Here is a 21,611-nt window from a genome sequence, read left to right on the forward strand (position 1 = left end):
CAATCATGGAAACCAAGAGACGAATGCGACGGCCCCTGCGGCCCCAGGAATACGTCCCCTGCGCCTTCTGCCAGGGGCGGGGGACCGATCCCTTCGGCGTCATGTCGGAGCTCTCCGTCTGCGGTGCCTGCCAGGGGGAAGGCCGACTGCTCGTGGACGTGCCGCACGTGCCATGCGTCTACTGCGGCGGATCCGGGAGCTACAAGACCTATCGCTGTCCCGTCTGCTCCGGCTCTGGCGTCGTCCCCGAGATGGACGGACCGACCGTCTCATGCGGGGAATGTCGGGGACGGGGGGCCGACCCCTCCAGCGGCCTCGTCTGCCTTCACTGTCACGGGAGGGGCCGAATCCCGGAACTTTCGGGGAGAGTCCGATGACGACACGCATCAAGCAATACAAGGACGTTCAGACCTCGCTCAGAGGCTCCGCGTTCCGACGCGCCAGCCACGATGGCCGGACCGTGATGCTCCGGGCCATCGCCACCGGCGGCCCCCTTCGTCGAGAGCCCCGCTCGATCTCCCGGACACCGGGAGGCCGCCCCGCGGGGCCCGTTGATTCCAGAGCCCGCGTGGCGCAGGCGCGGAACCTGCATCTCCCGGACTGACCTCGAGCTCCTCCTTCCCAACATGGCTACGGAAATCTCACGATCTGCCGCCCATTCGATCCAGTCTGCAACGCTTGCAGACGTGCTGGAGCGAGTCCTCGACAAGGGGCTCGTGATCGCCGGCGACATCAAGATCAAGCTGGTGGACATCGAACTCCTCACCATCCAGATCCGGCTCGTCGTCGCCTCCGTCGAGAAGGCCCGCGAGATGGGGATGGACTGGTGGAGCTCGAATTCGGCGTTCCAGTCGAAGCCCGTGCAGGAGAAGGCGGAGATCAACGCCCTCCGCGAGCGGGTCGCCCAGCTCGAGTCGAGACTCGCCACGGAACAGCCCTGTCCCCAGCCCGAGGCCATCCCCGCGCCGGCCCGATGATCCGGACCGCGGGCGACCGAGGCGGGGGACCACGGCGTCGGACGCCGCGCGCATCCCCCGACGGGGCCGATGACGACAACGCCCGTGCTCCCGACGCGATCCCCGCGCCGATCCGGCTCGCCCTCCCGGGCCGACCTCGCCGGAGCGTGCCGAACCGGGGGGCACGACCAGGCTCGCGCCGCGTGGCGGATCTCGTCGAGAGGGGCCGAAGGACCTCGAGGGCGCCCCGGATGTCGCTAACCATTGAACGATCATAGTAGATAGATAAGTAAGTGGAATATGGCCGCGACCCCGAAGTGGCTCCTCTCCCAACGCCATCTCGGTCGCGCTCGCCCTCGCCGCGTTCGCGCCGGCGGCGCTCGGGGTGATCCTGGCGATGTCGGCTGCCCCACCGGCGGGTCGCCGCGATGATAGCGGGCCTCGATGCTCGCCCCCTCGCCGACCATCCGGACCGAAGTCTCCGGTCCGGCCGACTTCCGCCCCTTTCACCAGATCGCCATGAAGTGCGCCCTGACCCCGAGACGAGGGGCCGGGCGGACGATTCGACCCGGATCTTCGAGCGTCCGGACTCCGACGAATGGGCGAGGTTCGCAGCCGGAAACGGGCCCGCCGCACCACGCGGCGCGATCGACGGGCAAACCGGGACTTTCCCGGAATGGGCCCGAGTGTGGCCAGGAGCCGTTGACGGGACTCGTCGCATGGGGCGAGACTGACGCTTTCCTCCACGCCTGCGGAGGGCCGGGAGCCGCCGCTCCGCCGGGGAATCCCCCGCTCGAAACGAAAGGGACGAACATCATCATGATCGGGAAGCGCATCGTGCCGGCCGTGGCCTTGATCGCCGGGTGTGCATGGGCCACGCCCGCGGAGGCCGAGGACGTGAGTACGCCGCATCGCTATCCGACGGCGCCACAAGCCGAGACCGTCGAGGACCTCCACGGCGTCAAGGTGGCCGACCCCTATCGGCCGCTCGAGGACCCCGACGCGCCCGCGACTCGTGCCTGGGTCGAGGCCGAGAACAAGATCACCTTCTCCTTCCTGGAGGGCATCCCCCAGCGGCCCGGGATCCGCGGCCGGCTGACGGAGCTCTGGAACTACGAGAAATACGGCGCACCGGAAGTGAAGGGGGGCAAGTACTTCTTCAATTTCAACACCGGATTGCAAAATCAATCGATCCTCTATACGGCCGACGCGCTGGGCGCGGCGCCGCGGGTGCTCCTGGACCCCAACACGCTCTCGGCCGACGGCACCGTGGCGCTCGCCGGCGCGAGCATCACCGAAGACGGCAAGCTCCTGGCCTACGGGGTCGCCGCCGCCGGCTCGGACTGGAACGAGTGGAAGGTCCGCGACGTGGCCACCGGCAAGGACCTGGACGATCACATCAGGTGGGTCAAGTTCTCCGGGGCGGAGTGGGATCCCGAGCACGCGGGCTTCTACTACGGACGATTCCCCGAGCCGAAGCCGGGCGCGGACCTGAAGGGGGCGAACTACTACCAGAAGGTCTACTACCACAAGCTCGGCACGCCCCAGTCCGCCGACCGGCTGATCTGGGAGGACCCCGAGCACAAGGAATGGCGCGCGGGGGCGAGCGTCACCGATGACGGCGCCTACCTGATCCTGACGCTCGGCAAGGGGACCGACGCCAAGCACCGCGTCCTCTTCCGGCCGTACCGGGACGCCGACGCGAAGCCGGTGCACCTCGTCGGCGACTTCGACGCCGAGTACTCGTTCATCGACAACGACGGGCCGGTCTTCTGGTTCAAGACCAACAAGAATGCCCCCCGGGGCAAGGTCGTGGCGATCGACACGCGGAAGCCGGAGCCGGCCCACTGGGTCGACGTGGTCCCGGAATCGGCGCGGACGCTCGAATCCGTGGACGTCGTCGGCGACCGGTTCCTGGTCGAGTATCTCGAGGATGCCCACACCGTGGTGAAGGTCCTCGACCTCGCCGGCAAGGCGATCGGGGACGTCCCCCTGCCCGGGCTCGGGACGGCGGGCGGCTTCCACGGCAAGCGGACGGATAAGGAGACGTTCTTCTCGTTCACGTCGTTCTCCACCCCCGGCTCGGTCTATCGGTATGACCTCGCCGCGGGGGCGGTCTCCCTCTGGAAGGAGCCGAAGCTCGCGTTCGACCCCTCGGCCTACGAGTCGGTCCAGGTCTTCTACAAGAGCAAGGATGGGACGAAGATCCCGATGTTCTTGTCCTACAAGAAGGGCCTGGCCCGGGACGGCAACAACCCGACCTTGCTGTATGGCTACGGCGGTTTCAACATCGCGGTCAAGCCGGGATTCAGGCCCTCCGCGCTCGCCTGGATGGAGATGGGGGGCGTCTACGCGGTGGCCAACCTCCGCGGCGGCGGCGAGTACGGCGAGGAGTGGCACCAGGCCGGGACGCGGTCCAACAAGCAGCACGTCTTCGACGACTTCATCGCCGCGGCCGAGTGGCTGATCGCGGAGAAGTACACGAACAAGACCAGGCTCGCCATCCAGGGGCGTTCGAACGGCGGCCTGCTCGTCGGGGCCTGCATGACCCAGCGGCCGGACCTCTACGGCGCGTGCCTGCCGGGCGTGGGCGTCATGGACATGCTCCGCTTCCACAAGTTCACGATCGGCTGGGCCTGGACCGACGACTACGGCTCGCCCGACGACCCGGAGCACTTCAAGGCGATCCACGCCTACAGCCCGCTCCACAACCTCAAGGCCGGTACGTGCTACCCCCCGACCATGATCACCACGGCCGATCACGACGATCGCGTCGTCCCGGCGCACTCGTTCAAGTTCGCCGCCGCGCTCCAGGCAGCCCAGTCGTGCGACAACCCCGCCCTGATCCGGATCGAGACCAAGGCCGGCCACGGCGCGGGGAAGCCCACGGCGAAGCAGATCGAGGAGGCCGCCGACGAGCTCGCCTTCCTGGTCAAGACGCTGAACGTGGGCGAATCGAAGGGGAAGTAGGCGAGGGATGGGGCGGGGGAGTCGTGGCGTCGCCGGGCGGCGAGGAGGCTTCCTCGCCGCCCGGGGCCGGCCCTCACTTCGGGTCGAGGTTCTCGGTCAGCTCCCCGGCCGTGACCTTGCTGTCGAAGCCGCCGTCGGGGACGTCCAGGCCGGCGGTCCAGAGGATGGCGTTGAGGACGAGCTTGCGGAAGTTCGGGTCGCCGAAGTTCTTGTGGGCGTGGCCGCCCGTGAAGCCGAAGCCCCGGCCGCCGTCGGGGCGCTCGACGGCCCAGGCGATGACCTCATCCCGGCCCTTGCTGTCGAGGATGTGCTGATACGGGCCCCGCGGGGAGGCGGAGACGCCCTTGCGCGTCTCGTCGTCCGGCTTGGCGATCAGGATCGGCGTGATGCCCTTCATCTCGGGGCGGAAGCGGATGTTGAAGTACCACTCGTCGCGGACGGCGAAGGGCTCCACGCCGGCGGTGATCGGATGCTTCGGCAGCGCCTTGACGTCGGCGATCCAGTGGGGATTGGTCGAGAAGCCGGTCTCGTAGTATCCGCCGATCCAGTCCAGGAACTTGTCCCCGGGCTGCCCCTTGGGGACCTCGACGGCGTAGTGCAGGCAGGCGATGCCGACGCCTTTCGCCGCCAGGGCCTGGAGCTTCTCGATGTGGTCGCCCTGGATCATCGGGTGGCCGCCGCCGCCGTCCATGAAGAAGATCAGGGCCTTGGCGCCTTCGAAGACCGACTCATCCTTCGGCCAGCCGCCGGTGACGACGACGGGCTCGATGCCCGGCTTCTGGGCCAGGCACTTGGCCAGCAGCTTGCAGCCCGCGTTGAACTCATGGTCGCCGGGGCCGTGGCTCGGGCGGCCGGCGATCAGGACGATCTTGGTGGTGTCGGCGGCCGACGCGGCGCGGGCGATGCTGCCCATCAGCAGGCCGACGGTCATCAGGCCGATCGCGAGGTTTCTTGCCATGGAGGGACGGTCTCCATCGGTGGAATCTTGAGGTCGGGGAGGAACGATCATCGGGAACGAAACGCCCACCGGGCTCGTCGGCGGGGGCGAGGCCCGGTGGGGCGTGTGTGGGTAGCGCGTCGAACGCATCGACTCCGATCGGGCCGGCTCGGGGCCGCTCAGATCAGCTCGGACACGCCCGGCCTGGGGAAGGGGGGCTCTTCGATCTTGCCGTGGATGTCCAGGGTCGCCGGGAAGGTATCGAGCTTGGAGTTGAGGGCCTGCTCCCAGGTGATGGCCTTGCCGGTGTACGCGGACATCCGGCCCATGATGGCGACCAGGGTGCTCTCGGCCACCTGCTTCAGCTCGTTGATGGGCTTGGAGGTGGTGATGCTCTCCAGCAGGTCGATGTGCTCCTGGACGTAGGGGTTGATGCCCCGCGCCCGGACGCGGGCCGGCGACTTGCCGGTGAAGCGGTAGCCGCCGCTGTGCCACTGGCCCGTGGTGCCGACGAACGTCTCGGAGACGTTGCTCTCGGTGTCGGGGATCTGGCGGCACATGGACGCGATGTGGACGCCGTTGGGGAACTCGTAGTCGACGGCGAAGTGGTCGTAGCTGTTGCCCCGCTCCGGTTCCGGCGCGGCCTGGCGTCCGCCCATGCCGACGGCGCGGACCGGGGGCGAGCCGAGCGCCCAGCAGGCGACGTCCAGGTTGTGGACGTGCTGCTCGACGATGTGGTCGCCGCAGAGCCAGAGGTAGTGATACCAGTTGCGGATCTGGTACTCGGTGTCGCTCCAGTTCGGCTGCCGCTTGACGGCCCAGATGCCGCCGCCGTTCCAGTAGACCTGGCCGGAGACGATCTCGCCGATGGCCCCCTCGTGGATCCGCTTCATGCTCTCCACGTATCCGGCCTCGTGCCGCCGCTGGGTGCCGGCGACGACGGAGAGCTTCTTGGCCTTGGCCTCCTCGTAGGCGGCCAGCACCTTGCGGATGCCGGTGGGGTCGACGCCGACCGGCTTCTCGGTGAAGAGGTTCTTGCCCGCCTTGATGACGGCCGCGATGTGGAGCGGGCGGAAGCCCGGCGGCGTGGCCAGCATCACCAGGTCGCAGGCCTCGATGACCTTCTTGTAGCCGTCGAGCCCGATGAAGCAGCGCTCGTCGGCCACGTCGAACTTGTCCTTGCTGTGGTCCCCGTTCTTGATGGCGTCGCGGCAGTTGCGGACGCGATCCTCGAAGACGTCGGCCAGGGCGTGGATCTTGATGTTGTAGGTGGTGCCGGCGGCCTCGCAGATGTTGTCCGCGGCGCCGGTGCCCCGGCCGCCGCAGCCGACGAGGCCGACCTTGATGGCGTCGGTGCCCCGGGCGTGGGCGTTGGGGAGGAGGCCGAATCCGGCCGCGGCGGCCGTCGAGGCCTTGAGGAAGTCGCGGCGATGGGAGCCGAAGGGGCCTGTCATGGGATCATTCTCCTGGGATGGGGATCGAGGCGGGGGTCGCACGAACGAGCCCGGGCCGGGGGGGGGAGTCATCGGCCCCCCCGGGCCGGCGGCGTAGGTTAGCGCGTGGTCTTGCCCTTCACGACCTGGGACTTCAGTCCCTTGAGGTTCTCCTGCTCGGCCACGGGGCGGACGATCCGGAAGCCGACGAACGTGGCATCGGTGTGCCACCAGATGCTCTGCGGGCGCTGGGGGTCCTGGACGCTCCATTCCGGGTTGGAGGAGCGGCGGGCCGCCACGCGGAGCTTCTCCGCGTCGTCGTCCCAGGAGCCGCCGCGGGCGACGTAGGGGTATTCCCTGGCGTCGGGCAGGATGACGGGGCCGAGCGTCGGCTTGTCGGTCGGGTAGGCCTTGTAGCCTTCCGGGATGTAATGGTCCAGGCACCATTCGGCGACGTTGCCGTGGATGTCATAGAGGCCCCAGGGGTTGGGCTTCTTCTTGCCGACGGCCTGGGGCTTCTCCGCGTTCTCGACGTACCAGGCGTACTCGCCGATCGGCTCCGCGGTGTTGCCGAAGGAGTAGGCGGACTTGGTCCCCGCGCGGGCGGCATATTCCCATTCGGCCTCGGTGGGGAGGCGGTAGACCTTGCCGGTCTTCTCGGAGAGCCAGCGGCAGTATTCCATGGCCGCGTGATGGGTGATGCAGATGACCGGCTGGCCCTTGCGGCCGAAGCCGAACGTCTCGTCGGCGTAGGGGGGCGTGGGGCGGGTGACGGCGTCGGCCTTCTTCTCGGTCTCGGGCTGGGCGGTCAGGTCGACGTTATCGCGCTTCTTCTTCTTGATGTCGAGCTGGAAGGCGAACTGGTCGTACTCGTCCCAGGTCACCTCGCGGGCCCCCATCCAGAACGGGGCGATCTTCACGGGATGCTGCGGGCCCTCGTCCTCGCCGCGCTTCTCCTCGTCGGCGGGCGAGCCCATGACGAATTCGCCGCCCGGGATGGGGACCATCTCGAACTTGAGGTCGGTCCCGGGGATGGACTCGGTGTAGGCCTTGGAGGCGTCCGGCGTGGCGGGGGCCGGCTCCTGGGCGACGGCGGTGGAGAGGTGGGCGAGGGCGAGAGACAGGGACAGGGCCGCGGCGACGACCCGGCCGCGGTTGTGCAACGGTCGGCTCACGTTTGATATGCTCCAGCTTTACGGGGTAGGTCCGGACTCATCGGTCTTGCCGCGCCTCGAGCCATCGTCCGCAGGGGAGACTTCATGCTCGCATCGCACCTGGCCGCCTGGCTGTGTCTCGCGACGACAGCCGGGGCCGTCTCGAATCCGGATCCGGCGGGATCACTCGCGCGTTTCGAGTTCGTCGAGACGCACATGGGCTGTTCCTTCAAGCTTGTTTTATACTCGACCGGCGAGGCCGAAGCCAGAAGCGCCTCCCGGGCGGCCTTCGATCGGATCGCCACCCTGGACGCCTGCCTCAGCGACTACCAGGCCGACAGCGAGCTGTCGCGCCTGGGGCTCCTGTCGGGCGGCCCCCCCGTGCCCGTGAGCGCGGACCTCTTCGACGTCCTCCGGCTCTCCAAGGACTTCCACGCGCGGACCGGCGGGGTCCTCGACGTCACGATCGCGCCGGTGGGCCGGCTCTGGAGGCGGGCGCGGCGGGACCGCAAGCTGCCCGACCCGGACCTGATCGCGAAGGCTCGCGAGCTCGTCGGCGCCGACATGATGACGCTCGACCCGGCGAAGAGGACGGTCCGGCTGGCGAAGGCCGGCATGCGGCTGGACGTCGGCGGCATCGCCAAGGGCTACGCCTCGCAGGCCGCGATCGACGTCCTGAGATCCCACGGCGTGCCCCGGGCCCTCGTGGGGGGCGCGGGGGACATCGTCCTGGGGGATCCGCCGCCGGACGCCGAAGGCTGGACGATCGCCGTGTCCGGCCTGGATCCGAAGGCCGAGCCGCTCACCTACCTGTCGCTCCGGGACTGCGCCGTCTCGACGTCCGGCGACGCCGAGCGGTTCGTCGTCATCGACGGCAAGCGGTACTCGCACATCATCAATCCGGTCACGGGGATGGGGGTGGTGGAGCGGGCCAGCGTCACCGTCGTGGCGCCCGACGGCGGCACGGCCGACTCGCTGGAGACCTCGGTCTACATGATGGGGCCCGAGCGGGGGCTGGCCTTGATCGAGAGCATGCCGGGCGTGGCGGCGGTCTACGTCCGGGAGACGCCCGAAGGTCCTCGCGTCCAGGAGTCCTCCCGCTTCAAGGAATTGCCCCGGACGACGGCGAAGCCCGCCACCGCCGCGCCGGGGCCGCTGCCGCGACCACTGCCGCTGCCGTCGAGGGCGCCCGAGACGCTCGGCTTCGACGCCGAGCGGCTGGCGCGGATCGACGCCGCCATCGACCGGTCGATCGCGGCGGGCGAGGTCCCCGGCGCCGTCGTGCTGGTGGGCCGCCGCGGGGCCGTCGCCCATGCCTACGCGGCCGGCAAGCGGGCCGTGGAGCCGTCGCCGGATCCGATGACGCGGGATGCGCTCTTCGACATGGCCTCGATCACCAAGCCGGTCGCGACGGCCACGTCGGTCATGATCCTCCTGGAAGAGGGCAAGCTCCGGCTCTCCGACCGGATCGTCCGGTATCTGCCCGAGCTGGACAACCACGGCAAGGCGAGGATCACGATCGAGCACCTGCTGCGGCATCGCGCCGGCCTGATCGCGGACAACCCGATCGGGGACTTCGCGAACGGGCCGGAGGAGGCCTGGAAGCGGATCGCGGCGCTGGAGCTCGAGTACGAGCCCGGTGAGAAGCTCGTCTATTCGGACGTGGGCTACATGATCCTGGGCCGGCTGGTCGAGCGGATCTCCGGGCAATCGCTCGACCGATTCGCGGCGGAGCGGATCTTCGGCCCGGCGGGGATGGCCGACGCCCATTTCCGGCCGATCGGATCCGCCGGGCCCATGGCCCCCGCCGATCGCTGCGTGCCGACCGAGCGCGACCGGCCCGGCGGGGAGATGCTCCGGGGCAAGGTCCACGACCCGAGGTCCCGTGCGCTCGGGGGCGTCGCCGGCCACGCGGGGCTCTTCGCCACCGCGGACGACCTGGCCGCGTTCGCCCGGATGATGCTCGCGGGGGGCGTCGCGGCGAATGGCCGGCGGGTGCTCGCCCCGCTCACGGTCCGCACCATGATCGATCCGGGCTCGACGCCCCCGGGCCAGCGGCGGGGGCTCGGCTGGGACGTTGCCACCGGGCAGAGCGGCCCGCGCGGGGCGCTCTTCGGGCCGTCCAGCTATGGCCACACCGGATTCACGGGTACCAGCATCTGGATCGATCCGGAGACGGACGCCTTCGTGATCCTGCTGACGAGCCGCCTCCACCCCGACGGCAAGGGGGCCTCGCCGGCCGACCTGCGGGCGCGGGTCGCGACCCTCACGGCCGCGGCGATCGTGGACGCACCCGCGACGAGGCCGGCCTCGGCCGGGGCGGAATCGCCATCGCCGGCTCCGCCCGCGGCGGCATCGGCCTTGAGGCCGGATCGGCCGGCGGATGTCCTCTGCGGGATCGACGTCCTGGCCGCCGACGGCTTCAAGCCGCTTCAGGGCCGGCGGGTGGGGCTGGTGACGAACCATACGGGACGATCGCGCGACGGCCGGTCGACGATCGACGTCCTCTTCCGCGCGCCGGGGGTGACGCTCGTCCGGCTCTTCAGCCCGGAGCACGGCATCCGCGGCGAGGTCGATGCGGCCGTGGCCGACGGCAAGGACGCGGCGACCGGCCTGCCGGTAATCAGCCTTTACGGCTCCAGGCGGAAGCCGACGGCCGCCGACCTGGAAGGGATCGACGACCTGGTTTACGACATCCAGGACATCGGCGTCCGCTACTACACGTACAGCACGACCCTGGGCCTGGTCCTGGAAGCGGCGAAGGAGTCCTCGAAGCGGCTGGTGGTCCTCGACCGGCCGAACCCGATCGGGGGCCTGGCGGTGGGCGGCCCGGTGCTCGACGCCGGGCTCGAGTCGTTCATCGCCTATCATGCGCTGCCGGTCCGACACGGGATGACCCTCGGCGAGCTGGCGCGGCTGTACAACGCGGAGCGGAAGATCGGCGCGAGCCTGGAGGTGATCCCCTGCAAGGGCTGGACGCGCGAGCGGACCTACGATCGGACGGGCCTGCTCTGGGTCAACCCGTCGCCCAACATGCGGAGCCCGACCGAGGCCTTGCTCTACCCCGGCGTCGGCTGGCTCGAGGCCACCAACCTCGCGACCGGGCGCGGGACCGACACGCCGTTCGAGCGCGTCGGGGCACCCTGGATCGAGCCCGTCGCCTTCGCCGCCGCGCTCAACGCCTCGGGCGTGCCGGGGGCGCGGTTCGTCCCCCTCACGTTCGCTCCCGCGGAGCGGCAGTTCAAGGGCGAGAAATGCGGCGGGGTCCTGATCGAGATCACCGACCGGTCGGCCTTCGATCCGCTCCGGCTGGGGCTGTCGCTGGCCTTGACGCTGCGGAAGCTCCATCCGAACGACTGGAAGCCGGAGAAGGTCCTCGGCATGCTCGGCGATCGGGCGTCGCAGGACGCGATCCTCAAGGGGAAGGACGCCGCCGAGATCATGGCGAGCTGGGGTCCCGAGCTCGAGGAGTTCCGCAAGGTTCGGGCCCGCTACCTGCTCTACGACCGCTCGGCGGATTGAGGCCCGGCGGCGATGTCGTGGCGCGGCGGCTCTTCCGGCGCGGCTTTCCTGGACTTCGCGGGTGCGCGGGGCCCGGGCCGCGGCCGGGGCGGGTCCGTGTGCGGGTCGTCGGAACGGTACTCGTCCCGGACCCAGTCGCGGAACCGCTCCGGAGTGTGGTCGAGCCCCCGGGCTTCGAGCCAGGCGGCGTACTCCTCGAGCGGCTCGTGGAGGTGCTCCGGGCCGAAAAGCGGCAGGTGGCTGTGGTAGATCGTGAAGGCCCGCGAGGCTTGCCGGGGGCCCTCGCCGAGGCGGACCATCCGATAGAGGGCGGAGGCCAGCCCCGTCCGATCCGCCCCGGCCTTGCAGTGGATCAGGAGCGGATAGTCGCAGGTCGCGATCACGTCGAGGATGGCGAGCAGCTCGTGACGCCCCGGCCGCCTGGTGGCGCTGAGGGGGACGTCGTAGAAGGCGACGCCGCGATCCGCGGTCGTCTGCACCTCCTCCGCATACCAGGGATCCCGGAACGACCCACCCCGGAGGTTGAGGATCGAGGCGAGATGATTCTCGGCGATCAGCGCGGGCAGGTTGGTCGTCGGCTGGGCGGCACGGATCACGCGACCCGGGTCCACGACCCCGAAGTTCGCGGTGACCATCGGCCGAAGCCAGAGCGCCGCGAGGCCACCGACGCCCGCCAGGGCGGCGAGGAGTGCCATCCGGACGATCCGCCGGGCCCATGGGATCGACGCCCCGGGTCTCGCCGGGGAAGGGGGGGGATCGGCGACTCCGATCGTGGGGTGCACGGTTTCTCTCTTGCCTCGGTCGGGGACTGGCGCGTCCGGATAGGACCCCGGGACTCTCACCTCGGGGACGGAGGGCCTCATGAAACGCCAACGGCCCGGAGGGGTCAAGGTCGATCCCGGTGCGACGGCCGCCGGAAGGTCGAACGGACGGACGGGCGAATCGGAAGGACCGCCCGGCCACCCCTCCTCCCACTCTTCGGCACGCGTCCCGGGCGGCCTTCAGCCTCCGCCGGCCGGCCCCGCGACCCCGAACCGCCGGGCCGCATTCCGATCCCGATGACCCGGCCCCGATTTGGGTCCGTTCGTCGCGCGGCGTTTCCGGATCGATCGATGTAAGTTCTTGCCTGTTAGAAACTTGACGCGCATTTTGTGACGAGTGCTCGGTCGCGATTTCGTTGTCGAGCCGGCCCATCAGGGGCTCGGGACTGGCCGCGCTCGGCGCCGTTGAACCGTCCCCATCCTCGGCCCCGGCCGGCTCCTCGAGGATCGGCGGCTCGCCGGCCGGGTTCTTCCCCCGCCGAAGCCGGCAGAGCGCGTCGAGGACCTCCATCAGCTCCCGGCTCATCGCCGCGACCTCTCGCCTTGGCCCTTCGAGATCGGCCTCCGCGAGAAACGCCGCGTCGTCGTCGCGACCGGTTTCCTCCGCCGCACCGTCCAGGGCCTCGATCCGCCCGAGCTCGTCGTCGATGACCCGCAGCAGGAACGTCCAGGCCGCATCCGCCGATCTCGGCGGCGGCCCCAGCTCGCGCCAGCAGAGCGACTCGATCAGAAAGTCCGGGCACCCCATCGAGGGGCTTCGGCGAGGGGCCTCGGAAAGGGGCGAGGGGCGAGGGGCGAGGGACGAGGAGGACGGGGGGAATGGCTGACGTCGGCCCGTGCCGTCAATCACCGCGCTTCCGTCCCGAGCCTGGCAACCGATGATCTCTCCCCGTCCCTCCGTCTGCTCCTCCTCGCCCCTCGCCCCTCGCCCCTCGCCCCTTCCTGCATGCGCCCGAGCCGCGGCGAAGTAGGCCTCGCAGCCGGCCATGCCATTGGGATCGAGCGCATTGCAGGCCCGAAAGACGGCGTTGATCAGCGGGTCGATCGTCGTGTCCCAGGAGTCGCCGCCGAGGAGCCGGACGAACTGGTGTCGTTCGGGGAGGCCGATCTCGCCCCCCAGCCGGATCCAGTCGCGGAGCGTCCGCCAGTGGCCGCGGAGCGTCAGCCGGCCCGCCTCGGTCGTCTCCAGCTCGGCGATGATCGCCGCGGCTTGCTCGCTCGGATCGTCGACCCAGCCGGTCCACGCCAGGAGCTTCTGCGTGAGGACTTCGACCCGTTCGCGATTGGCTTCGTTCGTCGCGGGCGACCGCTTCCGCGGCCCCTTCGGTTTCGCCGTAACCTTTGCCAGGAAAGCGGATTCCGCCTTCTCGGCCTGCTCGATCTTCCAGGAGAGCTCGGCGGCTTTTGCCAGCAGCTCGCGTTCGTGGTCGCTTGCGCCGAGGCCCGCGTCCCTGAGGTAGTCCGCCGTCCTCCGCTCCATGCCCCGGGGATCCTCGCCCCGGCCCTTCGGCCGCGCCGCCGCCTTCCGTCCCCTCGCCGAACCCCCGGGCCTGGTCTTCATCGCCGGTCGCCCTCACGTGGGTTGTACCTGGTGAAGCGCGCGCAATCGCGCGAGCGCCTATCCAGTACAATCCCGAAAAGGCGGCGGCCAGTTTCACCAAAATCGGAAATCCGTGCTCGGGAGGGATCGCCGGACCGTCTATCCGGATCCTCGATCCGTGCCGGGAGATTCGGGCAGCGATCCTTCCCGCCGCGACCAGGCAAGAGAGGAGTCTCCCCATGATCTGATCCCACACGATCGAATGGGTGGCCAGAGAGAAGAGGAGCGCAGCGTCCCCCCGGCTCGCGGGCCGTTGCTCCGCCCCTGCCGGATCATCGAGTCACGGCAAGACAGGCTGCGTCTCCGATGGGGGCAATCTCGCTACGCCGCATTCGCCAACTAATCCTGGGATGGGGACAAACTCGCGGGGAATCTCCAAGAAGTTGCCCATCAAGATCCCCCGCACCTTCACGGAGACGATCACGGCCGCCCGGATCGCGGCAAATCAAGCCTTGCCTCTATGCCAGTTTCCCGGGGACAATTGCTCCGTTCCCATCGAGCTATTCCGGCGGGTGCCTTCTGTTCACTGTCCTGCGCGGGATCGATGCGCCGCTCGGCCGGTGCATTCCCCCGTTCGCGTGGGTCCTCTATCCTGGGTGCGTGGCCACTGATTCCCCTGGCCACTGGTTCCCCTCGTGGTCACTGATTCCATTGGGTCCTCTATCCTGGGTGCGTGGCCACTGGTTCCGGCGTGGCCACTGGTTCCGGCGTGGCCACTGGTCCGTTTGCACCTTCTGCGGTCTTCACCTACGGGGTCGCATCCCGCCGCGTGGGCCGATTGGGGAGTGTTGATGATGACAGTGGTGATCATGGTCGCCGCAGTCGCGGTTGCCGCAACGGATGAGAAACAGCAAGACGCCGTCCCGAGGTTCATTGCCACGAGCCAGGCGGCGAACCTGTCCCAATTGGAGTATGGTTCGTTCACTTTCGATCTTGTGACAGGGACGGCACGCGGCCCTGAGCAGGCGCTGCGCGGTGAGATCGAGGTCTCCTCCAGAGCGAGCGGCAGTTACGTCTTCGAAGCGGAAAACGCCGTCTACCGGTGTCTCTACGACGAAGCGGATTTGAAGGCTGGCGTATCCGTGGATTCTGCTTCCAGGTTCCGCCTCAAGCACATGAGCATCCAGGCGCTCACGGATCGCAAGTCGACGTGCCTGGACGTGAAGTCGATCGTCGACCCGGCGAAGGGGTCCTTGGGCCACTCCGTGGAGATCTTCCCGGACGCGGACCAGTCTTACTTCCGCAGCTACTTTCTATTCGTGCAGCCGCTTGGTTTTCGGGATCGCGCGACGAGGTTCACGAGCGAACTCCCGCTACTGGAGGAGAAGAAGACACGAGTCAGCGAGTTGAACATGGATTTCCAACGCGACGGGCGGCAAATGATTCGGGTCGTCTTCGAGACCGAGGCTGGTTTGAAGCGGGCGTACACGGTGGATCCGGTGCGAGGTTGCCTGCCCATGGCGACGGAGAATTACGACGAGCATGGCAGACTTGGTACCATGGCCGTCCTGGGGGACGTGTTCCACTGCGCCGATCGCTGCTGGCTTCCCAAGTCTATGGTCCTCTACAACGCGATGAACGGAACGGCCAAATTGATGAGAATGACCGGTTTCGAAGTCAGCAAGAAGCCGAGATCAAGCGACTTCCAGTTGAGTTTCGACGAGAAGGTCGTGATTCCGGACTCCGTGAAGCAAGTCGTCTACCAGGACCTCAGCGGAATATCATTGCGCGACCTGAAAGCGTTGAAAGCCTCTACCACGCCGGCACGATTCATCAAGCCATTAGCCGGGAACGCCATCGGGGCGCCCGCCCTGCCGGGAGAGTTGGAGAACTCTCCCCGCCACGCCTTCATCGTGGCCATCGGCCTCGTATCGGCCGCCGTGCTCGTGTGCGCGATCTGGCTTCGAAAGAGGTGGATCCGATGAGCGGAACAAAGGGGGCCGTGCTCCTGCGCGCGGTTCGCTCGGGGCTCACGCTGGTCGAACTCGTCATCGTCGTCGGGGTGCTCGGCATCCTGTTCATGCTCACCACGGCCGCCGTGCAGAGTGCGAGGGAAGCGGCGCGGAAGATGCACTGCTCGAACAATCTGAGACAGATTGGGCTCGCTCTTCAGAATTACGTCTCCCAATCCGGGTGCTTCCCACCGATTGATCTTGCGTCGTACCGACCTGGCATGCCCGCCGCACATTACTACAGTGTCCTGACCCGGACGTTGCATCTTGCCGACAATGTGCCCCTGTATAACTCTGTGAATTTCTACTTTGTTCCTGTCGTCACCGACGGTCTCGTCTCAAACCGGACCGCGATGTTGAGTCACGTAGGGCTGTTCTTGTGTCCGTCGGACTCGGGCGGGGTGGTCGAAGGTTATGGCCGGACGAATTATCGCTTCAACGTTGGCGTGACGTGCCGATTTGCACCCGGTGCAAGCGACCCGCCTTCCCTGGCAGGTCCCTTCACCACGCACTTCGCTTACTCACCGGCGGCTTTCACGGACGGATTATCCAACACCGTCGGGGTCTCGGAGCGTCTCCAAGGGGACTGGGTGAAGTCCACTTTCAAGCGCGGGGGCGATTATTCTCTTTCGCCGTTCAATGGGGCGGCGCAGATCCTCTCTGCCGACGAAGCCGTGGAGCTCTGTAATTCGGTGCCGGCCGGTTTCGCGGTCGAATCGCGCGGAGGCGAAAGCTGGTTCGTCTCGGGCTTCCACTTCACGAACTACAACCACTTACTGCCGCCTAATGGAAAGGGCGTGGCCTGCGCCTTCGACGACCTCCTGGAGCCGATCGATATCCGAGTCATTCACGGGGGGGTGTTCCCGGCCACAAGCTACCACAACGGCGGCGTCATGACGGCCTCGATGGACGGCAGTGTGCGCTTCGTCGCGGACGGAGTCTCGCCGCGCGTGTGGCGAGCGCTGGCGACCCGTGCCGGAGGCGAGGTCCTGGACGCCATCGACTGAGTGGAATCCTACCCTCCGGTCAGCAAAAGACATCAAAGGCCAGGACATCAAAGGCCAGGCTCCCAAGGCGGGCAATCTGGGTGATGCGAGAGAGGGAAGCGGGGCCTTCCGGTTGGTGGATTCGGGGACCTGGGGCTGTCAGCGGCCGGCTCGTGATAGCGACGAGCCGTTCACTTCGTGTGTTCGCCAGCTTTCCTGGTCTTTCTGTCTTGAGTGCGTGGCCACAGGCTCCCCTACCCCGCGGCCTGAAAGCAAAGGTGCATAGAGCGAGGACCGCCGAGAAGAGCAGGGGAGCCTTCCACCATGGCCACGTCTTGAACCATGCCAGAATCCCCAGCAGTGCGAGACCCGCCGCGAGCATCAGGCAAATTCCGCGGAGCACCATGCCGATCAGGACTTCGACTGCCCGCGGGATGTCCTCGGAGGATGCCGGAGCTGCGTTCTTGGTCATCCAAGACGCCGCGTCGGGTAACCCGATTTCGATCCAAGGAGCAGGAGGCCGAGAGTACCCATGCCAAGCAAGGTGATCGATCCCGGTTCGGGGACGGCCTGGCCGTTCACGAAGATGCGAAGACCGGTCAGGTCTGGCCGATCCAACCAGATGTTCCCGTTCAGCGGCAAGGCGCTGAAGAAGGATGCCTGGGCCGTCGGGATGTTGCCCCCCGTCAGGTTCGCTCCCCCGTTGGCACCGAACTCACCCACGCCGAAGACGACCCCGTAATCGCCCGGAGCCAGCAGCACCGGCAGGGCGGTGGAGTAGTCGGCCACGGCCTGGCCTACGGTGAAGGAGGTCCCCGCCAGGGCGTCGGCCTCGATCTGCGAGGGCGGCACTCCCGGCAGGCCGCCCGGCCCGCTCAGCGCGACGATGGCCCCAAAGATCGTCGAGGAGCCCGACAGATTGACGCCGATGCTCTCGACTTTGACCGTCTGAGTGAGGCTGAACCGCGCACCGATCCACTGCAAGCCGCCGATGCCGACGGCAGGCGTCGGGTTCGGGCCTGCGGTGGCCGTCTCCAGTATGATTTCGGCGTGGAGCGAGGAGGCCAGGAACGACGGTGCGCATAGGGCAATGGCTAGACAGATCGCCATTCGGCGCATAGGTCGGTTTCCCTGCGGTTCGAGGGTGCTGATCAAAGACATCTGGTCATCACGGATGCCTGAACCCGTCACAAGTGCATGTTGTGCGGAATGATCGCGGCGGGGACGTGTGTGTCGCAGAGATTCGACACGCAGACATCAAAGGCCAGGCTCCCAAAGCGGGCAATTAGAGTGATGCAGAGAGGGAAGAGGGGCTTTCCGGTTGGGGACATTGATGGCCAGGCAGCCAAGGAGAGTAGGCTGCGGGGCACCGATGGGGGCACCGATGGCCAGGGGCACCGATTGCCAGCTATCCAAGGGGAGTACGGAGTAGCTCAGAGGATCTTCTTCTCCAGGCCGTGAAGGACATCGGCTTGCGACAAGACATTATGGACTAAAGACATGGCCGCCGCTGCCGCGAGCGGCTGATGACTGTCATGCTTCGCTCCATCTGCCCAGTCGCAAATGCCCTTTGCCATGATCCAGGGAACCCCATGCCGGTGCGCAGCTGCGGCCAGTCCAGCGCCCTCCATCTCGCCCCCGATCGCTGTGGGATGGGCGTTGAACAGGGACGACTTGAACGCGAGATCGTCAACCAGTTTCTCGCCCGATAGGACGGGGCCGACGACCTTGCCACTGGGCGATCGGTCCGGCCGCGAGAAGGACCAGTGCGGCACATTATCGAATCGGTTCAACAAGGTCGTACTGGCTGGCACTACTGCTCCGCGCCGGATGGTGAGAGCCTCCCCGACCCGTTGTGGCTCGTAGGGGATAATCTCGGAGGCAACGAGCACATCGGCGATCCTCTGCTTCGCCGGCTCCTTGCCGAAGGCGATGCCGGCCATGATAATGGCGCGAGGTCGCCAAATCTGGATGGCGTGCTGAGTAGCAAGCTCGGCAGAGCCCGAACCGACCGAGCCCATGCGGCATTTGGTGACAGCCATGTTGCATGTGCCAAGCCTCCCGAGGTAGTAGGTCTCCTGCTGGACGAACCCCTTTTGTACGAACTTTCGGCGGGGCAAAGGTTCGACGAGACGTAGAGCGGCATGCAGCTCGATATCGGTGACCGTGAAGAGAATGAGATCGATCTGGCCGACTTGGGATATGAGATCCTTGAAAGCAGCCTCCCGGACCTCGGGTAGCGCGCCGTGCCACGGCTGATCCTCAGCGAGATAGAACGGCAATTCGAGGACCGGTCGAAGAGGCGGCTGCTCGGTCGGCGAAGTCCGCTGCTCGGCCTTGGCCTGGGCCACAAGCCGCTCCAGCTTCCGGTGTGCGAACTTGAGGGCCTCGCCGAGGACCCGATCCGGGGCGAACTGCTCAGCATCGCCGCCCGCCCCAGAGAGCGAGGGAAACGACTCACCCAGCAAGAAGGCCCCTTGCTTCCGATAGATCGCGTCCCAGAGAGGATCGAGCCGATCCTGGGGGTTCATTCTGGGCATAAGGTCGAAGTCGATCGGAGGGATTGTCTCGCACAGCTCTTCGACGACCGAAGGGCAATCGATCGACGAGAAATGCATCCGGCAGAGTCTGGCCGCCTCCTGGATGGGGATCAGATAGGATTCGCGGAATTGCTCGTGGCGTCGTTGGATATATGCGGCACGGACTTCCTCCGGCTTCAGCAGCTCCCCCCATCCCCAAGTGTAGGCTAGGACATCGAAGATCTTGATGAGCTGAGGGATGAATTCCTTTAGCCAGGGGGGCCAGCCGCTCGTCTCCTGGAGATCTCGTAGGGGCCTGATGGTGTCGGCAACGCGAAGGAATCCCGGCAGGCGATGTGCCTCCTGCGCTCTGGGGACAGCGAAGAAGGAGCTCTCATCATGCCAGAGGAATCGCGTGAGAGCCTTGGCGAGTTCTTCCAATTGTTCAAGGGGCGGCATCGGAGGAGAGGCGGCGGACATGGCATGCTTTCGGTTCAACTCGGAGTCAAGCCCTCAACGAGGCAATTGATCGGGGACGGCGGGCATGGCAACGGAGATAGGCGCTTCCCGTGGTCCTGATGACAGAAGTATATGATACACCCGTCAGTCATCTCAAAAAACAAGTGTCAGTCTGTGCCGATAACTCATTAAACCAGAGCAATTTAGGATGCGGACTGCTAGGGAGTGCTATGCAGTGGCCGGCCCCGTTCGGACCGGTGGCCATGTTCGGCTCGCCCCATTCGGCCGAACAGCTACGTCATCGAGATAACCGCTGCCAGCGCCCCCAGCGCCCCCAGTGCTTCATGGCCGCAAGCCTCGACCCGGACCTCGGCATCACACCGCGTCCGGACGTCCTGGGAGAACGCGTCGTGGAGGCCGCGTGAATTCGGCTCTGGAGGACAGGTTCAATGGGATCAACGGCCAGTCATCCGAGGAGAGCAATCTAGGCAAGGCGGAGACCATGGCAGATTGATTCGGTCGTGACCATCGCTGCTTGACACAACGTTCCACGCAACCGAGGAACAACAACGCTGACGACGCGAGGGGGCGTGTGTGTGGCGCTCCGGAGCCGGCGGCGGGAACGGGAGGCCTCGGGATGGGATCGGACGATGACCGGGGCGTGAGGACTCGGGGGCGCCGTAACCCCTAGCCGCAGCCGGGAGGAAGTACTTTAGGTGCATGGCCGCGGCTTCCCAGGCCGCGGATTCCCCGATTCCGGCACGTCACCGACCTGGACAGGAAAGCTTGCCTCGGTCGGTTCGGGCCGGAATCGGCCTGGACCTCGGTCAGGTTCGACTGCGGTGGACGAGGGGAGCACGACGGCCTACAATCGGCCCCCCGGCCGCGGGGGGCACCTGTGGACGGCACGGCCGCCAGCACGAGGGTGCGATCGCGTGGAGCACGTCGGCTTCGTCTGCCCGAATTCGCCGGGGCACATCAACCCGATGGTCGCGCTCGCCGACGCGGTTCGCGGCCGCGGGCATCGCGCCACCTTCTTCCTGCTGGGCGACCCGCCGCCGGCCGTGACGAACGCCGGCTTCGAGGTCGTGCCGCTGGGAGGATCGATCTTCCCGCCGGACGAATTCCGGCAGGGCTTCGTGCGCCTCGGCTCGCTCCAGGGGAAGGCCGCGCTCCAGCACACGATCGGCCTCTTCTGCCGGTCGGCGGAGGCCGTGCTCACGGTCGGGCCGGAGGCGATCCGCGGGGCCGGCGTCACCCGGCTGGTGGTCGACCAGGCCTCGTCAACCGCCTGTGTCGTGGCCGACCGGCTCGGCCTGCCGTTCGCGACGGTCTGCAACGCCCTGATGCTGCACCCGGAGCCGAACGTCCCGCCCTACTTCACCCCCTGGCTCCCCGGCAAGTCCGCGTGGAAGCGGCTGAGGAACCGGCTGGCGTGGGCGGGGCTGGAGCGAAGGACCCGGCCGATCCTGTCCCTGATCCGCGAGTATTGCAAACGCCACGGGACGACGATCCCACGCCGGCTCGCCGACCTCTGGTCGACCCGGCTCCAGATCAGCCAGCAGCCGGCGGCCTTCGAGTTCCCACGCTCGGAGCTGCCGCCCTCGTTCCGATTCGCGGGCCCTCTCCGGCTCCCCGGCGGCTATCCGCCGGTGGAATTCCCCTGGCAACGACTGGACGGCCGCCCGCTGATCTACGCGTCGCTGGGGACCCTCCAGAACCGGGTCGAGGACGCCTTCCGGACGATGGCCAGGGCCTGCGACGGGCTGGACGCCCAGCTCGTGATCTCGACGGGTCATGGGGTGCCGCCGGAGGCGCTCGGAGACCTCCCCGGCCGGCCCGTGGTGGTCTCGTACGCGCCCCAGTTGGAGCTGCTCGGCCGCGCCGTCCTGGCGATCACGCATGCCGGCCTGAATACGGCGCTCGACGCCCTGAGCCTGGGCGTGCCGATGGTGGCCGTGCCGGTGACCAACGAACAGCCCGGAATCGCCGCGCGGATCGCCTGGTCCGGGGCGGGTGAGGCCCTCCCCTCGCTCGACCGGGTCGGGCCGGAATTGATGCGATCGGCCCTCACCCGCGTGCTCCACGATCCGTCCTACCGGCAGGCGGCGGAGAGGATCCGATCGTCCATCCGAGAGGCGGGCGGCGCCCCGAGTGCCGCGGAGTGGATCGAGACCGAGCTGGTCGACCGCGCTTGACCCCGAATCGATCGGCTCGCCGCGATGACGGGGCAGCCGCGTGCCATCCGCGCCGCGGAGGCGGACTCTCAGAACGCCCCACACGTCCAGGCCGGCTGCTCAGC

Annotated in this window: 14 protein-coding genes; 8 read left to right on the top strand and 6 right to left on the bottom strand. The window is 67.6% G+C overall.

What is annotated here, in order from left to right:
- The first annotated feature begins 373 nt into the window (after window positions 1–373).
- From G6O54_RS20790 to G6O54_RS20800, 3 genes are all read left to right on the top strand, one after another.
- A complete protein-coding gene (locus G6O54_RS20790) occupies window positions 374–604 on the top strand; it encodes a hypothetical protein (protein ID WP_165227589.1) in 231 nt (76 codons plus the stop codon).
- A gap of 82 nt (window positions 605–686) precedes the next feature.
- Window positions 687–977, top strand: coding sequence for a gas vesicle protein (locus G6O54_RS20795; RefSeq protein WP_250847004.1), 291 nt, complete (start codon window positions 687–689; stop codon window positions 975–977).
- 798 nt (window positions 978–1,775) lie between these two features.
- Window positions 1,776–3,926: a prolyl oligopeptidase family serine peptidase gene (locus G6O54_RS20800; protein ID WP_165227591.1), complete on the top strand. Its 2,151-nt coding sequence runs from the start codon at window positions 1,776–1,778 to the stop codon at window positions 3,924–3,926.
- A 73-nt stretch (window positions 3,927–3,999) separates the two neighbouring features.
- Here the strand turns inward: G6O54_RS20800 and G6O54_RS20805 are convergent, their stop codons facing one another.
- The 3 genes from G6O54_RS20805 to G6O54_RS20815 form a co-directional block, all read right to left on the bottom strand.
- Window positions 4,000–4,884 (bottom strand): ThuA domain-containing protein, encoded by an 885-nt coding sequence (locus tag G6O54_RS20805; RefSeq protein WP_165227592.1) that lies wholly within the window; start codon window positions 4,882–4,884, stop codon window positions 4,000–4,002.
- 158 nt (window positions 4,885–5,042) lie between these two features.
- Window positions 5,043–6,317, bottom strand: coding sequence for a Gfo/Idh/MocA family protein (locus tag G6O54_RS20810; protein ID WP_165227593.1), 1,275 nt, complete (start codon window positions 6,315–6,317; stop codon window positions 5,043–5,045).
- Between the two features lie 98 nt (window positions 6,318–6,415).
- The gene (locus G6O54_RS20815; protein ID WP_250847005.1) at window positions 6,416–7,471 is read right to left on the bottom strand and encodes a formylglycine-generating enzyme family protein; all 1,056 of its coding nucleotides are present in this window, start codon (window positions 7,469–7,471) and stop codon (window positions 6,416–6,418) included.
- Window positions 7,472–7,555: 84 nt separating this feature from the next.
- Here G6O54_RS20815 and G6O54_RS20820 point away from each other — a divergent pair, with 84 nt between their 5' ends.
- The gene (locus G6O54_RS20820; RefSeq protein ID WP_250847006.1) at window positions 7,556–10,972 is read left to right on the top strand and encodes an exo-beta-N-acetylmuramidase NamZ domain-containing protein; all 3,417 of its coding nucleotides are present in this window, start codon (window positions 7,556–7,558) and stop codon (window positions 10,970–10,972) included.
- Here the strand turns inward: G6O54_RS20820 and G6O54_RS20825 are convergent.
- Window positions 10,951–11,667 carry a fused DSP-PTPase phosphatase/NAD kinase-like protein gene (locus G6O54_RS20825; RefSeq protein ID WP_165227594.1) on the bottom strand — a complete coding sequence of 239 codons (717 nt, stop codon included), beginning with the start codon at window positions 11,665–11,667 and terminating at the stop codon, window positions 10,951–10,953. The genes G6O54_RS20820 and G6O54_RS20825 overlap by 22 nt on opposite strands.
- 1,112 nt (window positions 11,668–12,779) lie before the next feature.
- On the opposite strand from G6O54_RS20825, the gene G6O54_RS20830 reads away from it, so the two are divergent.
- The 3 genes from G6O54_RS20830 (at window position 12,780) to G6O54_RS20840 (ending at window position 16,352) form a co-directional block, all read left to right on the top strand.
- The gene (locus tag G6O54_RS20830) at window positions 12,780–13,253 is read left to right on the top strand and encodes a hypothetical protein (protein ID WP_165227595.1); all 474 of its coding nucleotides are present in this window, start codon (window positions 12,780–12,782) and stop codon (window positions 13,251–13,253) included.
- A 934-nt stretch (window positions 13,254–14,187) separates the two neighbouring features.
- Complete coding sequence (locus G6O54_RS20835) at window positions 14,188–15,318, top strand: hypothetical protein (RefSeq protein ID WP_165227596.1); 1,131 nt, start codon at window positions 14,188–14,190, stop codon at window positions 15,316–15,318.
- Window positions 15,315–16,352 carry a DUF1559 family PulG-like putative transporter gene (locus tag G6O54_RS20840; protein WP_165227597.1) on the top strand — a complete coding sequence of 346 codons (1,038 nt, stop codon included), beginning with the start codon at window positions 15,315–15,317 and terminating at the stop codon, window positions 16,350–16,352. Before G6O54_RS20835 ends, G6O54_RS20840 begins: the two co-directional genes overlap by 4 nt.
- 447 nt (window positions 16,353–16,799) lie before the next feature.
- Here the strand turns inward: G6O54_RS20840 and G6O54_RS20845 are convergent, their stop codons facing one another.
- Entirely contained in the window at window positions 16,800–17,492 is a 693-nt protein-coding gene (locus tag G6O54_RS20845; RefSeq protein ID WP_165227598.1) for a PEP-CTERM sorting domain-containing protein, read from the bottom strand.
- A 272-nt stretch (window positions 17,493–17,764) separates the two neighbouring features.
- A complete protein-coding gene (locus tag G6O54_RS20850) occupies window positions 17,765–19,330 on the bottom strand; it encodes a 5'-methylthioadenosine/S-adenosylhomocysteine nucleosidase family protein (protein ID WP_165227599.1) in 1,566 nt (521 codons plus the stop codon).
- A 914-nt stretch (window positions 19,331–20,244) separates the two neighbouring features.
- Between G6O54_RS20850 and G6O54_RS20855 the strand changes: the two genes are divergently transcribed.
- Entirely contained in the window at window positions 20,245–21,507 is a 1,263-nt protein-coding gene (locus tag G6O54_RS20855; protein ID WP_165227600.1) for a glycosyltransferase, read from the top strand.
- Window positions 21,508–21,611: the final 104 nt, after the last annotated feature.

This window comes from Aquisphaera insulae (genome assembly GCF_011064615.1).
Taxonomy (GTDB): Bacteria; Planctomycetota; Planctomycetia; order Isosphaerales; family Isosphaeraceae; genus Aquisphaera; species Aquisphaera insulae.

Bases quoted from the DNA above. Each gene is read 5' to 3' on its own strand.
- G6O54_RS20790 (WP_165227589.1), top strand. From the start codon at position 374: ATGACGACACGCATCAAGCAATACAAGGACGTTCAGACCTCGCTCAGA.
- G6O54_RS20800 (WP_165227591.1), top strand. From the start codon at position 1,776: ATGATCGGGAAGCGCATCGTGCCGGCCGTGGCCTTGATCGCCGGGTGT.
- G6O54_RS20805 (WP_165227592.1), bottom strand. From the start codon at position 4,884: ATGGCAAGAAACCTCGCGATCGGCCTGATGACCGTCGGCCTGCTGATG.
- G6O54_RS20810 (WP_165227593.1), bottom strand. From the start codon at position 6,317: ATGACAGGCCCCTTCGGCTCCCATCGCCGCGACTTCCTCAAGGCCTCG.
- G6O54_RS20820 (WP_250847006.1), top strand. From the start codon at position 7,556: ATGCTCGCATCGCACCTGGCCGCCTGGCTGTGTCTCGCGACGACAGCC.
- G6O54_RS20825 (WP_165227594.1), bottom strand. From the start codon at position 11,667: ATGGCACTCCTCGCCGCCCTGGCGGGCGTCGGTGGCCTCGCGGCGCTC.
- G6O54_RS20830 (WP_165227595.1), top strand. From the start codon at position 12,780: ATGCCATTGGGATCGAGCGCATTGCAGGCCCGAAAGACGGCGTTGATC.
- G6O54_RS20835 (WP_165227596.1), top strand. From the start codon at position 14,188: ATGACAGTGGTGATCATGGTCGCCGCAGTCGCGGTTGCCGCAACGGAT.
- G6O54_RS20840 (WP_165227597.1), top strand. From the start codon at position 15,315: ATGAGCGGAACAAAGGGGGCCGTGCTCCTGCGCGCGGTTCGCTCGGGG.
- G6O54_RS20845 (WP_165227598.1), bottom strand. From the start codon at position 17,492: ATGTCTTTGATCAGCACCCTCGAACCGCAGGGAAACCGACCTATGCGC.
- G6O54_RS20850 (WP_165227599.1), bottom strand. From the start codon at position 19,330: ATGTCCGCCGCCTCTCCTCCGATGCCGCCCCTTGAACAATTGGAAGAA.